We start from the raw sequence: 16450 nt of genomic DNA on the forward strand, positions 1-16450 counted from the left end.
TCCGCGGCCTTACCTTGCTTTACGAAGTCTTTTGCAGTCCTATGCGGCCCGGCGCCGCAGCCGCCCCGCGGCATTGAGCGCGGGACGCTCGAAGAGCCGGTAGAAGACCCAGGCCACCGGCAGTACTGCAAGCGTAAAGCCGAAGGACGGCCAGATGGAAGGTTGCAAGGCCGAGCGGTACAGCAGCGAGCCGAGCAGCACGAAGAGCGGCAGATGGATCAGATACAGCGAGTAGCTGAAGTCGCCGATCTTCGCAAACACGGGAGCGACGATCCCGCCGCCGCTGCCCCGATGCGGGCGCGCCAGGGCCTTCACGAGATAGCAGGCGAACGCGCCGGACCAGAGCTGGAACGCACCGTACTGGCCGAAGTGGAACGCAGCGCAACCGGCTGCCGCGAGCAAACCCGCCGCCACGTAGGCGAACGGGAAGCCTTCGGAGCCACGCAGGCGCGCTTCGGCAATCCAGGCACCGAGGATCCACGAGAACCAGTACGACGTGAAGACGATGATGTCATGACGCTGCAGCGTAAGCGCGGACACCACGTTGACTAGGGCAATGCCCGCTACGACCGCAGAAAGGCCGAAGCGGCGGCGCAGCGCGAAGACGAGCGGGTAGAGCAGATAGAACTGCACTTCGAGCGAGAGCGTCCACAGCGCGCCGTTCGAGCCATAAGTCTTGCCGGCCAGGCCTTGCAACGAGAACAGATTGACGAGGAACGCGCGCGGCCCGATGTCGAGGATCTTGTGGCTGACCGGTTGCAGCGTGAGGCTGATCGAATCGGCGGCGAAGGTGAGCACGAGCGCGGCCAGCAGCACGGGATAGATGCGCACGAAGCGGCGCAGCCAGAACTGGTGCGCGTCCAGCCGGAAGTCCGGATTGGCGAAGAGCTTTGCCGCGCCGCTGCGGTGGATGCAATAGCCGCTGATCACGAAGAAGATCGGCACGCCTGCCGATCCCCACGCGACCGGCAGCGTGAGCCACGCGGCGAGCGTGCCGGGCTGCGCGAGGCTGGGATGCGAGGCATGAAAGGCCTCCATGCCGATCCACGTCACCTGGCGGCAATGAAAGTAGGCCACGAGCAACGCCGCAAAGCCGCGCAGGGCCTCGATCAGATGGTCTGACGCGATGGCGGCCGGCTGGGCGATGGCATGCCTCGTGCCTTTCGTCACGAGGGCGGGAGCAGCTGGCGGCAGGGCGGTATCGAGTGCGGGGTCGCTCATCGGGGTGCGCAAGGTTGGGTGTCCTCGCGATCATAGGTGCGCGATGGGGCGAAATTATGCGAAAGATTTTCAAAATGTATTCCTGCTTGCATTCCGGATGGGTATTTGAAAAATATCGAAAAGCATAAAAAAATCGGAATACGGGTAAACCAGTTTATTTGTGGAATTTGTGATGCTAGTTTGGATACGCCTGCGTGTTGCTGCCTGTTGCTCCCTGTTGGCTCCCCGTTGCATCCGGTTGTTTTCATAGGCGCTGGAGATTTCGATGAACCTGCACTTGCTAGCCGGCGTTGCCGTGCTGTTGATCCTGGTCGCCGTGTCGGCCTACCGCGAGGCCTTGCGCAATGAGCCTATCCGGCGCGTGCGTGCGCGCTCGGGCAAGTTGCCCACGGTCGAAGATGTCGAGTAGACTGCCGTCGCCGGCAGGCATCCCGCATTCGCGCGCATCGTGGGATGCGCGTGACGAGGGTCCGAATATTTCAGGAAATTCATGCCGAATATCCTCAATGAATGGCAATAATTTCCGCCGATTCTTTTCAATACCGTTTTACAGAATTACGCTGCCTTTCACTCTTGCCGATGGCGGCGCAGACCTGTCACCTTCCATATAAAAAACTGCACTGTCGAACCCTCGGGGCCGCCGGCCTTGCGTTGCCGCGAGGCCGTCACTCAAACGATCGATCTGGGAATGAACATCATGCTGAAAGTAACCAAAGCGGTATTTCCTGTGGCGGGCCTCGGTACGCGCTTCCTGCCGGCGACCAAGGCCAGCCCGAAGGAAATGCTGCCGATCGTCGACAAGCCGCTCATTCAGTACGCGGTGGAAGAGGCGATCGCGGCCGGCATCACGGAGATGATATTCGTGACCGGCCGCAGCAAGCGGGCGATCGAAGATCATTTCGACAAGTCCTACGAGATCGAGGCCGAACTCGAAGCGCGCCGCAAGGACAAGCTGCTCGATCTCGTGCGCAGCATCAAGCCGAGCCATGTGGACTGCTTCTACGTGCGCCAGGCCGAAGCGCTGGGGCTCGGTCATGCCGTGCTATGTGCAGAAAAACTCGTGGGCGGCGGTCCGTTCGCCGTGATTCTCGCCGACGACCTGCTCTACAGCCCCAAGCCCGTCATGCGGCAACTCGTGGACGTGTTCAACCACTATCACAGCTCGGTGGTGGGCGTGGAGACCATTGCGCGCGAGAACAGCGCGTCGTATGGCGTGGTCGATGGGCGCGAGTGGGAAGAGGACGTGTTCAAGCTCGCGGGCATCATCGAAAAGCCGGCGCCCGACGTGGCGCCTTCGAATCTGGGCGTGGTGGGGCGCTACGTGCTGATGCCCACCATCTTCGATCATCTGCGCTCGATCAAACCCGGCGCGGGCGGCGAACTGCAGCTGACCGACGCGCTGCAGTCGCTTCTCACCGAGGAGCAGGTACTGGCCTATCGCTACATGGGTACGCGTTTCGATTGCGGCAGCAAGCTCGGCTACCTGAAGGCGACAGTGGAGTTCGCGCTGCGCCACCCCGAGGTGAAGGACGAGTTCGAAGCGTATTTGCAGAACCATCTGCCTGCGGCATTGCCCGCAGCGGCATGATGCAATAGCGACGGCGGCGCCTTATTGCGGTGCCGCCGCGCTACCGCGCGAGGGTCGAGCCGTGCCGCCGTTATTTAGGCACGGTGCCGTCCACGCCTTCCACGAACCAGTTGAGCCGCTGCAGTTCAGGGTCGGAGAGCGATTTGCCCGCCGCCACGCGAATCGTGCCGCTCTGGTCGGCGATCGGGCCGGCGAACGGGTCGAAGGTCCCGTCCACGATGGCCTGGCGCTTCGCCGCGAGTGCCTTGAGCGCGGCGGGCGGGACCGCTTCGGTGTTGATGTCGGCGAGGTCGATCGCTTTTTCTTTCAAGCCCCACCACACGGGCGCGTTGGTCCACGTACCCGACATCACCTGCTGGACCAGATGGGCGTAATACACGCCCCAGTAGCTCACGCAGGCGCCCAGTTGCGCATCGGGGCCGAACTTCTTCATGTCCGAATCCCAGCCGAACGCGTGAACCTTTTTCTGCTCGGCCGTCTGCATGGTGGCGGTGGAGTCGGTGTTCTGGATCAGCACGTCGGCGCCCTGGCCGATCAGCGTTTCCGCAGCCTGTTTTTCGAGGCCCGGGTCGAACCAGCTATTGATCCAGATGACCTTCACGCGTGCCTTGGGATTCACCGAGCGCGCGCCCATGGTGAACGCGTTGATGTTGCGCACCACCTCGGGCACGGGCACCGAGCCCACGAAACCGAGCGTGCCCGTCTTCGACGTATAACCGGCCACGAGGCCCGCGAGGTACGCGCTCTGATAGGTCCGCACGTCGTAGGTCGCGAAGTTCGGCGCCTTCTTGAAGCCGGTGGCGTGCATGAAGACGCTATCGGGGTAGTCCTTCGCCACTTTCAGTTCGAAGTCCTGAAAACCGAAACTCGTGCCCACGACGATCTTGTTGCCCTTCGCGGCGAGGTCGCGGAACACGCGTTCGGAATCGGCCGATTCGGGCACGTTCTCCACGCGCGTGACCTTGATCTTGTCGCCGAACTGCGCCTCGACGGCCTTCACGCCTTGCTCGTGGGCATAGGTCCAGCCGGCGTCGCCGGGGTTGCCGAGGTAGACGAAGGCGACGCCCATCGGCTCGGCGTGCGCTGCCGCGGTGCCGAACGAGAGGGCCGCACCGAGTGTGGCGAGCGCGGCGAGTGCGGCGGAAGAGGCGCGCAGGGCGCGGGCCATGCGTTGTTTCATGAGATCTCCGGTAAAAGGGCAGGGTGGATCACGCATGGTCGGGAGCCAAATACTCCGGAAATATTTCGGCACGTTATCGTCGGTATAACAAAAGTCATATGTATGCCGAGGCGTGCGCCGGCGAGGCGCGAAGCCCGGGAATGCGGGTTGCTGCGCGCGATTCGTTTGCCTGCATGAACGCGCGAACGCGTACGCCCCGACCCGCTCCGGGGCGTGTCATGCGCAATGAATCGATGGAACCCGATGTGAGGGTTGCGTGTCGGACGGCCAGCAGGCACGCACCGCAAACGCGAAGCAAAGGAGAACGAGCCATGACCAGGCATGCCCAGACAGGCAGCGATCATCCCGTGCCGGCCGGCGCGAAATGCGTCGGCGCATGCGATCTGGGGGAGCGCTTCGAGATCGTGCTGGTGCTGCGGCGCCAGCAGCAGGCGGCGTTTCGCGCGCTGGTGGACCGCTTGACTGCGCGCGATCCGTCCGCCCAACCGGTGTCGCGCGAGGAATACGGCCAGCGCTTCGGCGCCGCACCTGAGGATATCGCGCAGGTGAAGCGCTTCGCCGCGGCGCACGGCTTGAATGTGGTGCAGGCCGATGCGGCTGCGCGCCGCGTGGTGCTGTCCGGCACCGTGCAGCAGTACGACGCGGCGTTCGGCGTCGATCTCAAGCGTTTCCAGCATCAGGTCGGCCAGTCCACCTATCACTACCGGCAGCCGGGCAATCCGGTGCAGGTGCCCGAGGGCATGCGCGACGTCGTGACCGCCGTGCTCGGTTTCGACAACCGCGCGAAGGCGCAGCCGCACTTTCGCCTGGGCGTGCCGATCCGTCCACCCCTGCGCGCGGCGCGCGCCGCGGCCGCTTCGTTCACGCCGCTGCAGATCGCCGGGCTCTACGACTTTCCGCCCGGCGACGGCAAGGGCGAATGCATCGCGCTGATCGAAATGGGCGGCGGCTACAGCGAGTCCGATCTTGCGAGCTACTTCAGCGCGCTCGGCGTGCCGATGCCGACGGTGCAAGCCGTGCCGGTGGACGGCGCGAACAACGCCCCTACGGGCGACCCCAACGGCCCGGACGGCGAAGTCACGCTCGACGTGGAGATCGCCGGCGCGCTCGCGCCCGCCGCGCTGATCGCCGTGTACTTTTCGCCGAACAGCGAAGCAGGTTTCGTCGACGGCGTGAGCGCCGCGCTGCACGACAACACGCGCAAGCCTTCGGTCATTTCGATCAGCTGGGGCGCGCCGGAATCGTCGTGGTCGCAGCAGACCCTCTCCGCGCTCAACGACGCACTGGAGACGGCGGTGGCGCTCGGCGTGACGGTCTGCGCGGCCGCCGGCGACAGCGGTTCGTCGGACGGCGTTTCCGATGGCGCCGATCACGTGGACTTCCCGGCATCGAGCCCGTATGCGCTGGGTTGCGGCGGCACGCATGTGACGGCCTCGAACGGCCGGATCGTGCGCGAGGCGGTGTGGAACGGCGGCGCCGAGGACGGCGCGACGGGCGGCGGCGTGAGCGCGACCTTTGCGCTGCCCGCGTGGCAGAAGGGGCTCTCGGTCGTGCATCGCAACGGCGGCACCGGGGCGCTCGTGCGCCGTGGGGTGCCCGACGTGGCGGCCGACGCCGATCCGGAATCGGGCTACTCGGTACGCATCGGCGGCACGGACACCGTGGTGGGCGGAACGAGCGCGGTGGCGCCGCTGTGGGCCGCGCTGATCGCGCGCGTGAACGCCACGCGCGGCAAGCCCGTGGGTTTCGTGAATGCGCTGCTCTACGCGCAGCCCGGCGCGTTCAACGACGTGACGAGCGGCAACAACGGCGACTACTCGGCGGCGCCGGGATGGGACGCCTGCACGGGACTCGGCACGCCGGTGGGCAGCAAGGTGGCTGCGGTGCTCGCATCGGCGTAGGATGGTCGGCGCGCGGGTTGAGATTGACCCGCGCGCAGGGTTGGGAAGCAGCACGGTGGGGATGTCAAAGGCGTGTCAGCGGTCAGGCAAAAGAGCAACGCGCAAGGAGAAGACATGAACGATCCCGCTTCGTCCACGCACGGCAACGACCATGGCGACGGCAACGGCCACCCGCCCGCCGCCGGCAACGGCAAGCATCGCAGCCCGGCGGACGTGCCGTGCTTCGATCCCACGGCCTACGGCATGGGCCCCGACGACTTCGTCACCGACATGACCGAGAATGCCGCGATCACGCACCACACCATGGAGCTGGGCGGCAAGGCCATTACCTATACGGCGACGGCGGGGCACCTCGTGACGGTGGATCCGAGCAGTTCGCAGCCCAACGCGAAGCTCTTCTACGTGGCGTTCACGAAAGACGGCGAGAGCGCGCAGGAGCGGCCCGTCACGTTCTTCTACAACGGCGGGCCGGGCTCGTCATCCGTGTTCGTGTTGCTGGGCTCGTTCGCGCCCAAGCGCATCAAGACCTCGATGCCGGGCTTCACGCCGCCCGCGCCCTATACGCTCGAAGACAATCCGGACAGCCTGCTGGACCGCAGCGACCTTGTCTTCATCAATCCGGTGGGCACGGGTTATTCGGCGGCCGTCGCACCGCATCACAACCGCGACTTCTGGGGCGTCGATCAGGACGCCGATTCGCTCAAGCAGTTCATCAAGCGCTACCTCACGGCGAACGATCGCTGGAATTCGCCGAAGTTTCTGTATGGCGAGTCGTACGGCACGGCACGCAGCTGCGTGCTGGCCTACCGTCTGCACGAGGACGGGGTGGACCTGAACGGCGTCACGCTGCAATCGTCGATACTCGATTACACGCAAAGCGGCAATCCGGTGGGCGCGTTGCCCACGGCCGCGGCGGATGCGTGGTATCACGACCGCCTGGGCGTCAGCCCGAAGCCGAAGGATCTGCAGGCGTTCGCGGCGCAGGTCGCGCAGTTCTCGCGCACGGATTACCGCGAGGCGCTCGCGAAGTTTCCCGATGCGAAGGATCCGGCGGTGACGGCGGCGCTCAAGACGCTCTCGCAGTACACGGGCATCGATACGGAAACGCTGTCGTCCTGGAGCCTGAACATCGCCGCATACGACAACCGCGGCAACTCGCTTTTCCTCACCACGCTGCTCAAGAGCAAGGGCGTGGCGCTGGGCGCTTACGACGGCCGCGTGACGGCCATCGATACCGGCATTGCCGGCAAGATCGATCCGAACTCGGGCGGCAACGACCCCACCATGACGGCCGTGACCGGGGTCTATACGGCGATGTGGAACAGCTACCTCAACGAGCAGCTCAAGTTCCGCACCAATTCGTCGTTCACGGACCTCAACGATCAGGCGTTCCAGAACTGGAACTTCAGCCACATCGATCCCACGGGCGCGCAAAAGGGCATCGACGCGCAGGGTAACGTGATCCTCTACACGGCCGGCGACCTGGCCGCGGTCATGGCGCTGAACCCGGATTTGCGGGTGTTGTCGGCAAATGGCTATTACGATTTCGTCACGCCGTTCTACCAGACCGTGATCGATCTGCAGAAGATGCCGCTTGCCGACCAGAAGGTGCGCGACAACCTGAGCGCGCGTTTTTATCCTTCGGGACATATGGTTTATCTCGACAACGCTTCGCGCACTGCGCTCAAAGGCGATCTGGCGAAGCTCTATCAGAGTGCGGTGGCGGATCGGCCGGCTATTGCCCGTATTCGCGCGCTGCAGCGCATGAATACGATGAGCGCGATGCATCATTGAGGTGTTTCATGGTATTTATGAGGAATGCGAATGTATTTGTGAGGAAGCCATTCTTGCTGCCCCGTATTCACTGACTTTCGGTCTCACTATGACCGCGAAAGACGTTAAAGATTTTTGAAGGGATGACAACGTTATCTGGCATGAAAACGGAGACGTATTTTTCCGCGGGAACGGGATCGATAACATGCGCAATTACTGATATGGGATAATTCGATTGAATTAATGTCAATGAGTATTCGCTTCGTTCAAAATTTCGGGCGATATGGTACGGACGATGTTTTGGACAAGATATTTCGTTTTATCTCCCGATATTGCAATTACTAAAGACGATTCAGTTAAAAGCGCGACGGCAAAAACCGTGCGCTGGCACGTCGAATTGGTATATGAAGCATCCTAAGCTCGACATATTCGAGCGATTCTCTTGAACCTCACTTTCGCCATTTGATCGAGCGCCTGACTTTGCCGCGTTCCGATCTTCGCGAGTCTTCGGCTCCTTGTGCTTATTTCCCGGGTGAAAGAACCCATCCAGTCAGCGCGTGCGCTTGCGTTCATCGCAGATCGCGCATGCTGAGGGAATCCACGCGACTTTCAAAACAAAAGAACCCGCATTCCGTGGGCATTCGAGGCCATCGATAGCAAGGTGGCGTCCTGATCAACGGCCATATTGGGCAATGTTGCAGAAAATCAAATTCTGGGAGCGCTATTCATTATTAATAATCCCGACGTTATTTGATGTCCCGCTTCCCCTTTATTGACCAGTCTGATTGAGTGGCGAGCCAAAATGCTGAAACTGCGGGGTGGGCGCAAGGCGGCATAAGCATAATTTTCCCGCGCCGCACGTTGCCCCAGTAATTCTCCCCTCGAAGGGAGACGGAAGAACCCGTAACGGGACCCGATTCCGGACTCCCTTTTTCCGGCTGGTACAAAAGAAGAAAGGAAGAAGATGAGCAGTAGAGATTACACCTCCTCACGTCGATCGTTTCAGCGCGCTCGATATCCCTCGCGACGCTGTTGCGCAAACGGAGCACTTCCCCCAGCATTTCCCCTTTTTCCCCGGCGCGGCGCCGCTATTGCCGTGGCGCTGCTGATTTCTCCATTGGTCCATGCGCAGCTTTGGGTCCAGGATGGTTCGACACAGACTGCCTCCGGGACCTACGCGACCTCGAACCCCGGGCAGTACGCACTGCTTGCGCAGAACGGCAGCGTGGTCAGTGGCTCACAGCTGACCTTGCTGACAACGGGCCAGAATGCACATGGCGCGAACGCAGCGGATGGCGGAAGCATTTCGCTGACCAACAGCGTTATCAGTACGACCGGTTACCAGGCAAACGGCGCCATGGCTTCCCGAAACAATGCGACCCTGTCGCTTGACAATACCTCGGTACAGACGAAGGGCGACTGGGCCGCCGCCATCGAGGCCAACAACAACAGCAGCGTAACGGTTCAGGGCGGCAGCGCTACGACCGGCGGACAGTATGCCTACGGGCTGTATAACATCGGTACGGGCAGCAACCTGTCGGCAACGGGCACCGTGGTTCTGACCTCGGGGAATGCAAGCGCGGGCGCTTACAATCAGGCGGGTGGCCTGATGACCCTCGATAGCGTTTCAATCAGTACGACCGGCGCTCAATCCCCGGGTGTGCTGATCGGCTCGCAGGGTGTCATTGGAGACGGCTCGACGTCCGATACCACGGTCATATCCAACAGCGCCGTCACCACACTGGGCAGCAACTCGGCTGGTCTGCTGGCATCGGACAATGCGACGCTGAACGCCACCAATGTCAACGTCAATACGGCAGGTGCGGGCAGCTTCGGCGCCGAATCGATCTTCGGCGCCCAGACCGCCATTCAGGGCGGTTCCATCAAGACTTCGGGCGATGACGCTGCGGCCCTGCTGGTGGCGGGCATGCCCGCAACGGCCGGCGATCCCGGCACGAATGCTCCTGCCATCGTTGCGAGCGGACTGCATGCAAGCACCAGCGGCGCGGCTGCTCCTGCCGCTTATCTCGCCGGCGGCGCCAGCCTTTCCTTCTCGAACGGTACGCTCTCGGCAAGCGGCGCAGGCTCGGATGCCCTCTACGCGACCTTGTTCGACACCACAGCTCCTGCCACCGCGAACATCAGCGATAGCGCACTGGTGTCGGCGCAGGCCGACGGTTTGCTGGCCGACAATGCGACGCTCAATGCCACGCTGACCGGATCGACCGTGGTGGCGGGAACAAACGCACTGGAAGCCGTGAATGGAGGTGTCCTGAATGTCGTTGCGGATGCCTCGACCCTGACCGGTACGACGAATGCCGATTCGTCTTCCACGCTCAACGCCGCATTGCAGAACGGATCGGTCTGGAACGTGTCCGGGTCGTCGAATCTGACTGCCCTGACGCTGGACAACGGGACGCTTCATTTCCTGTCGCCCGCGCTGGTCAATGCGGGCGGCGCGACGCTGGCTGCCGGTGGCGGCACGTTCGACACGAACGGCTTTGACGCAACGTTTGACGCTCCCCTGAGCGGTTCCGGCTCGCTGACCAAGGCCGGCAGCGGGGTATTGACGCTCGTGGGCTCCGGCAGCTACCTGGGTGCCACCAACGTCGACGCGGGCACGCTGCAGGCAGGAGCGGCCGACGTCTTTAGCCCGGCCTCGAACTTTAACGTGAATGCGGGTGCCGTGCTGGACCTGAACGGGTTCGGGCAGACCGTCGGCTCACTGGCCAATGGCGGCACGATCCGCTTCGGGCAGGCGGCGGGAACGACCATGAACGTGACGGGCGACTACGTGGGGAATGGCGGCCTGCTGGCGATGAATACGGATCTGGGCGATTCGTCGTCGGTAACGGACCTCCTGCATGTGTCGGGTTCGACTTCCGGCAGTACCGGTGTGCAGGTGAACAACACGGGCGGCCTTGGCGCACAGACCACGGGTGACGGCATCAAGGTGGTTCAGGTGGACGGCGCATCGAACGGCCAGTTCAACCAGGTTGGCAAGGTCCAGGCGGGGGCATACGAGTACACCCTCTACAAGGGCGGCGTGGGCGCGGATGCATCGAGCGGCAACTGGTATCTGCGTTCGACCCTCGAAAGCGAGCCGTCGCAGGCGCCGGACGAGGATAGCGGTTCGACGTCGCCCGCTGCGAACGTGTTGCCGCCTGCCGCTGCACCCGTGGCCTACCGTCCTGGCACCGTCGGCTACGTCATGACGCCGCAACTCGACGCGAATTACGGCTTTGCGACGCTGGGCCGTCTCGATCAGCGTGTCGGCGACGTGCCGGACGCGGAGCGCCAGTCGGGTTCGAATGCTAATGGCGTATGGGGCCGCGTCTATGCCTGGAATACGGAAAGCGACGCGCTGGGCCGTTTTTCCGCAGATGCCCGTAGCGCCTTCGTGCAGTTCGGCAAGGACTGGACATTGAGCACTCCCGCAACGGAAGGCAGTGCGCATGCGGGTATCACGGCCACCTTCGGCAACGCTTCCGCGAACTTTTCGGACGCGCTGCGCAGCGATGCGGGGCTCGATACGGCGACGGGTTCTGTCGAGACGCAGGTTCAGGCGCTGGGCGGCTACTTCACGCGTTATCTGGCAAACGGGCTCTATTCGGACAGCGTGGCGCAGGTTTCGCACTATCACAACCGTTACGACGACAACGGCGGCAATACGCCTCGCCAGGATGGCTTTTCTCTCGCGGTCTCCGAGGAAGTCGGCAGGCCGTTCCAGATTGCCGGCTTGCCGGTGGCGATCGAGCCGCAGGCGCAACTCGTGTATCAGTACATGCACCTCGGTGCATTCAGCGACGACGTTTCGTCGATTTCATCGACGGTGACCAATGCGCTGCGCGGACGGATCGGGTTTCGCATCTTCACGGATGCCATGGCGAATGCGAGCGGCACGAGTACGGTCAGGCCCTATGTGACCGCCAATGTGCTGCACGACTTCCTGGTTCCGGGGCAGACGGTTGTCGGAGGGACGCCGTTCAACGCGAACTTCACCCGCACCTGGATGGAGATGGGGCTGGGGATTGCCGCGACGTTCGGCAAGCGTGGAGCGCTGTATTCCGCTGTCGACTATAACCACAATCTCGGCGGACAGACGGCTCACGGCGTGACCGGAAACGTGGGCTACCGGTACGGCTGGTAACCATCAGGAGACCTGTCGCGTTGGGCTGACGGAGTTGTGCCGTTAGCGCATCGGGCAGGTCGATCCGCGTGGGAATACCCATCGACGAATAGTGACTGGATGCCGTTGGCGTTGTCGCGGGCCCGGGCCATCATGCGCGCCACGCGGGGCAACTGCATGATCGCGCTGGCCTTCCGACGGTTACGCCGGTTATGCACGGTCATCCCTGGCACACCTCGCGGCCTTCCGCCATGGCCGCGAGGCATGCACGCGCATCGCCGTTCACGATCCGGGCAGAACACGCGATCATCAGATTCTTCTGCAGTCCGAAGTCTTCCACGAGAAAACCTCTCGCGCATTCGCGTCCTTGCGGGATGGCGCGCGAGGGCACGCGATCGATCAGCGCGCCGGCATCGGTCGTATAGGCCCAAACCTCCTTACCCAGCGCCGCAGCAAAGCCGATCTCGAACGCCGTGCCCGAGTCCGGCTCGCCGGGTCCGCGAAAGTCGTCGACGTTGGCCATGACGATATCGGCGCCGCGGATCGCGTCGATGTTCGAGCGGTAGATCCAGGCCGCCGCGCGCGGGCCGTCGAGGTCGGCGGGCACTTCGGCATCGAGCGGATAGACGCCTTCGAAGCCGTACTCGGCGCAGGCTTCGCGCAGGCGTTCGCCGAATGCGCGCGCGTCGAGGCGGAACACGTCGAAGCCGGCGAGATAGACGCGCGGGCGGCGGGGCAGCGTGGCGTTCGTCATGGCGATGTTCCTCGTGAGGTTGGGCGTCGAGCGGGCCGGGTGAGAGGGGGATTCTAGTCCTCGACGGCCATTCGCGCGGCTTCACTTACATTTTGTTGACAGCGAATGTTTTAAGTAGCTAGTATCATGCGCCTTGCATTACACCCGAATCATGTGGAGACCATGAATACCATCGCCAGCGGCCAGTCCAGAGCCGAACTTCTCAATCTGGAAGCGCGCGCCTATTCGAAGGCGACGCTGCGGCTTCTGCCGTTCCTCTTTCTTTGCTACGTCGCGGCCTATCTGGACCGCGTGAACGTGGGTTTCGCCAAGCTCCAGATGCTGAACGACCTGCAGTTCAGCGAGACCGTTTATGGCCTCGGCGCCGGCATCTTCTTCATCGGGTACTTTTTCTTCGAAGTCCCAAGCAATATTCTCATGCATCGCGTGGGCGCCCGCGTGTGGATCGCGCGGATCATGCTCACGTGGGCCGTGATTTCCGCAGCCTCGCTGCTCGTGAAGACGCCCACGCAGTTCTACATCGTGCGCTTTTTGCTGGGCGTGGCCGAGGCGGGCTTCTTTCCCGGCATCGTTCTCTATCTGACCTACTGGTTCCCCGCCACGCGGCGCAGCCGCATGAATGCGCTCTTCATGATCGGCATCCCCATTGCGGGCGTGCTGGGTGGCCCGCTTTCCGGCTGGATTCTCTCGGCGTTCGAAGGCGTGGGCGGCTGGTCGAACTGGCAATGGCTCTTCCTGATCGAGGCCGTGCCTTCCGCCGTGCTCGGCGTGGTCACGCTGTTCTATCTGCCCAACAGCATTCGCGCCGCGAAGTGGCTCTCGAACGAAGAAAAGCTCGTGCTGGAGCGCAATATCGAGCAGGACCAGGCCGGCAAGGGCCACGCATCCATCGGTTCGGTGTTCAGCAATGGCCGCGTGTGGCTCATGGCCGCGATCTACTTCTGCTGCATGATGGGCCTGTACGGCATCAGCTTCTATCTTCCCACGCTCATCAAGGCAAGCGGCGTGAAGAGCGCGCTCGACGTGGGCCTGCTTACCGCCGTGCCATACGCGTGCGCCGTGGTCAGCATGCTCGCGGTGGCGAAGCGCGCCGACCGCACGGGCGAGCGCCGCTGGCACTTCGCCCTCGCGGCGATTGCGGCCGCCTTCGGCTTCTTCTTCAGCACCGTGTTCGCTTCGAACGTGGCGCTCGCGCTGCTGGCGCTTTCGGTCGCGACGGCCGGCATGCTCGCCACGATGCCGGTGTTCTGGACCTATCCGAGTGCGATGCTCGCGGGCGGTTCGGCCGCGGCGGCCATCGGCATGATCAACTCGATCGGCAATCTCGCCGGTTTCGTGAGCCCTTCGATCATCGGCTGGCTGAAGGACGTCACGCACAGCACGAACGCGGGCATGTACTTCGTGGCGGCGGCGATGCTGCTGGGCGCGGTGCTCGCACTGCGTCAGCCGAAGGAACTCGTGAACGGCTGAGCGGAATCGGCGCGGGCGCCCTGGCTCGCGCCGCTCATGGTCTCGCCACGCTGCCGTCTTCGTGGGGGCCGTCGTGGGCGGCGCTATCCTTTGATGGGGTTAAAGACTAGTCGGTCGCGGCGCGATACGAAAGATCGGCTCACATAATGGAACGCGGCACGGCTGGAGGAGACTCAGAGCATTCGGCGCAGGACGTCGTTGCGGGCGATCAGCTGATGCTTGACCACGGCGAGCACATGAAGCACGACCAGCGCCGCGAGCAGCGCGCAACCGATGCGATGCACGATGAAGAGCGTGTCCGTGAGCGGGCCTTTCGCGAAGGGTGTGGGAATGTCGACGAGGCCGAAGAACGCGTAGCCGTTCGGCACCATCAGAAAGCCGCTCGCGAGCACGATGAAGATCACCGCATAGATTAGCGTGTGGACCCCGTGCGCCAGCACCCGTTGCAGTCGCGGGATGCCAGGCAGCGCACGCGGCGCGGTGCGCACCAGGGTCCAGCCGAGACGCAGCGGAAAGAGCGCGATGAGCACCGTGGCGATCGACATGTTCAGGCGCGACAGGAGATCGCGTTCGGCGCCGGCGGGAAGCTGCGCGAGCGCGTAGCCCGCAATGCTCGTGTAGAGGATGCCGGCCGCGAACACCCAGTGGAAGAATCGCGCGATCGCGTCGTAGCGGGCCGGGTTCGGAGCCTCGGCAGCGTGGGCCGGTTGCGGCATCGGGTTCACAGACACATTCATGTCCTGACTCGTCGATCAGAATGGATCAGCACGTGCGCCGGCGTGCGGGGGAGGCGCGGGAACCGGCGAGCGTCGGATCGTACGCATCCGGCATCGCTCAGTCAATGAAAGCGCTAATGGTAATCAAACTCATTTACGAATAACTTGCACGAATAACTTGCAGGGCTTTCATTGGGTTAAAAGGGTGCCGGCGCATCCCCGGCTATGCGCCCCGAACCCACTACGGCGCTCGCGCCAAGGCATGAGATGATCTCGTTCCTGAATCGAATACACGCAAGGGAGCGGATATGGAAGGGGCGGGCAGCACGGTGGTGATCGTCGGGGCGGGGCATGCGGGCGGCAATGCCGCGGCGCTGTTGCGGCAGTACGGTTTCGAAGGGCGGGTCGTGCTGGTGGGCGCCGAGCCGGTGCCGCCGTATCATCGTCCGCCGCTCAGCAAGGCCTACCTGAAGGGCGAGACCGACGTGGAGCGGCTCTGGCTCAAGCCGCGCGCGTTCTACGACGAGAACCGCATCGAGCTCGTGCTCGGCGCGGCGGCCACGGCGCTGGATGCCGCGGGCAAGACGCTCACGCTTGCCGACGGCCGCCAGATCGCCTGGGACAAGCTGATTCTCGCCACGGGTTCGGTGCCGCGCGCGCTCGCCATACCCGGACACGACCTGCACGGCGTGGTGGCGTTGCGCTCGCTGGCGGACGCCGACGTGCTGCGCGAGCGCGTGCAGCCGGGCGAAAAGCTGGTGGTGATCGGCGCGGGTTATATCGGCCTCGAAGCGGCGGCGGCCGCGCGCCAGCTCGGCCATGACGTGACTGTGCTCGAAGCGGCGCCGCGCGTGCTGGGCCGCGTGACGGGCGAAGCCGTTTCGGCGTTCTATGCCGGGGAGCACCGCGCGAAAGGCGTCGATCTGCGGCTGGGCGCCCAGATCGCGGCCTTCGTGGGCGAGGCCGGCAAGCTGAGGGGCGTGCAGCTCGCGGACGGCGAAATCGTGCCGGCCACGCTCGCGCTGGTGGGCATCGGCATCGCGCCCGATGTCGCGCTGGCGCAGCAGGCGGGTCTCGTCTGCACCAACGGCGTGCAGGTGGACGACGACGCGCGCACCTCCGACCCCGACATCTACGCGATCGGCGACTGCGCGAGCCGGCCGCTCGCGCACTACGGCCGCACGGGCCGGCTCGAAAGCGTGCACAACGCCGTGGAGCAGGCGAAGCTGGCGGCGGCGGCCATCGTGGGCAAGCCTCGCCCGGCCTGCGACGCGCCGTGGTTCTGGTCCGATCAGTACGACCTCAAGCTGCAGACGGTGGGCCTGCTCGAAGGCTACGACGAAACCGTCGTGCGCGGCGATCCGGCGGCGCGCCGCTTCGCGGTCTATTACCTCAAGGGCCGCACGCTGCTCGCCGTCGATGCGGTGAATGCCATGCCCGACTTCCTCTGCGGCAAGAAACTCGTGGGCTCGGGCAAGCCGCTCGACCTCGACGCCTTGCGCGATCCGGCCACGGATATCGGCAAGTTCGCGGCAGCGACGCTGGCGTAAGGCGGATCGAAGCGGCGGCGGGGCTTCGGCGAGCCCCGGCGCCGCTTCTTTGCACGGCATCGGAAACGTTTACATAACCGTCACACGACTCGGCTAGAATGCGGTCGCCGCAACGCGGGAAGGCCCGCGGCTGGCGGCGCATCGCCTGGAAAACCGCCGAGGAGAGAC

General features: G+C 63.8%; 11 protein-coding genes. 7 read left to right on the forward strand and 4 right to left on the reverse strand.

The window, feature by feature from the left end:
• Positions 1–39: 39 nt before the first annotated feature.
• Positions 40–1221, reverse strand: coding sequence for an acyltransferase (locus tag U5760_RS11730; protein ID WP_322011909.1), 1182 nt, complete (start codon positions 1219–1221; stop codon positions 40–42).
• A 265-nt stretch (positions 1222–1486) separates the two neighbouring features.
• Between U5760_RS11730 and U5760_RS11735 the strand changes: the two genes are divergently transcribed.
• Together U5760_RS11735 and galU are read left to right on the forward strand one after the other, a co-directional pair.
• Entirely contained in the window at positions 1487–1630 is a 144-nt protein-coding gene (locus U5760_RS11735; RefSeq protein WP_322011910.1) for a hypothetical protein, read from the forward strand.
• A gap of 288 nt (positions 1631–1918) precedes the next feature.
• Positions 1919–2809 (forward strand): UTP--glucose-1-phosphate uridylyltransferase GalU, encoded by an 891-nt coding sequence (gene galU / locus U5760_RS11740; RefSeq protein ID WP_322011911.1) that lies wholly within the window; start codon positions 1919–1921, stop codon positions 2807–2809.
• Positions 2810–2879: 70 nt separating this feature from the next.
• On the opposite strand, the gene U5760_RS11745 is transcribed toward galU, so the two are convergent.
• On the reverse strand, positions 2880–3989 hold the full coding sequence (locus tag U5760_RS11745) for a BMP family ABC transporter substrate-binding protein (protein ID WP_322011913.1): 1110 nt from the start codon (positions 3987–3989) through the stop codon (positions 2880–2882).
• 311 nt (positions 3990–4300) lie between these two features.
• On the opposite strand from U5760_RS11745, the gene U5760_RS11750 reads away from it, so the two are divergent.
• The 3 genes from U5760_RS11750 (at position 4301) to U5760_RS11760 (ending at position 11813) form a co-directional block, all read left to right on the forward strand.
• On the forward strand, positions 4301–5890 hold the full coding sequence (locus tag U5760_RS11750; RefSeq protein WP_322011915.1) for a S53 family peptidase: 1590 nt from the start codon (positions 4301–4303) through the stop codon (positions 5888–5890).
• A 114-nt stretch (positions 5891–6004) separates the two neighbouring features.
• A complete protein-coding gene (locus U5760_RS11755) occupies positions 6005–7684 on the forward strand; it encodes a S10 family serine carboxypeptidase-like protein (protein ID WP_322011916.1) in 1680 nt (559 codons plus the stop codon).
• A 1336-nt stretch (positions 7685–9020) separates the two neighbouring features.
• Entirely contained in the window at positions 9021–11813 is a 2793-nt protein-coding gene (locus U5760_RS11760) for an autotransporter outer membrane beta-barrel domain-containing protein (protein ID WP_322011918.1), read from the forward strand.
• 199 nt (positions 11814–12012) lie between these two features.
• On the opposite strand, the gene U5760_RS11765 is transcribed toward U5760_RS11760, so the two are convergent.
• Entirely contained in the window at positions 12013–12546 is a 534-nt protein-coding gene (locus tag U5760_RS11765) for a nucleoside 2-deoxyribosyltransferase (RefSeq protein WP_322011920.1), read from the reverse strand.
• Positions 12547–12708: 162 nt separating this feature from the next.
• On the opposite strand from U5760_RS11765, the gene U5760_RS11770 reads away from it, so the two are divergent.
• Positions 12709–14016, forward strand: coding sequence for an MFS transporter (locus tag U5760_RS11770; protein ID WP_322011922.1), 1308 nt, complete (start codon positions 12709–12711; stop codon positions 14014–14016).
• 173 nt (positions 14017–14189) lie between these two features.
• Here U5760_RS11770 and U5760_RS11775 read toward each other — a convergent pair whose 3' ends face one another.
• Entirely contained in the window at positions 14190–14753 is a 564-nt protein-coding gene (locus tag U5760_RS11775) for a cytochrome b (protein WP_322011924.1), read from the reverse strand.
• Between the two features lie 287 nt (positions 14754–15040).
• Here U5760_RS11775 and U5760_RS11780 point away from each other — a divergent pair, with 287 nt between their 5' ends.
• Complete coding sequence (locus U5760_RS11780; RefSeq protein WP_322011926.1) at positions 15041–16282, forward strand: NAD(P)/FAD-dependent oxidoreductase; 1242 nt, start codon at positions 15041–15043, stop codon at positions 16280–16282.
• Positions 16283–16450 lie beyond the last annotated feature (168 nt).

This window comes from Paraburkholderia sp. J12 (genome assembly GCF_905220215.1).
Classification (GTDB): domain Bacteria; phylum Pseudomonadota; class Gammaproteobacteria; order Burkholderiales; family Burkholderiaceae; genus Paraburkholderia.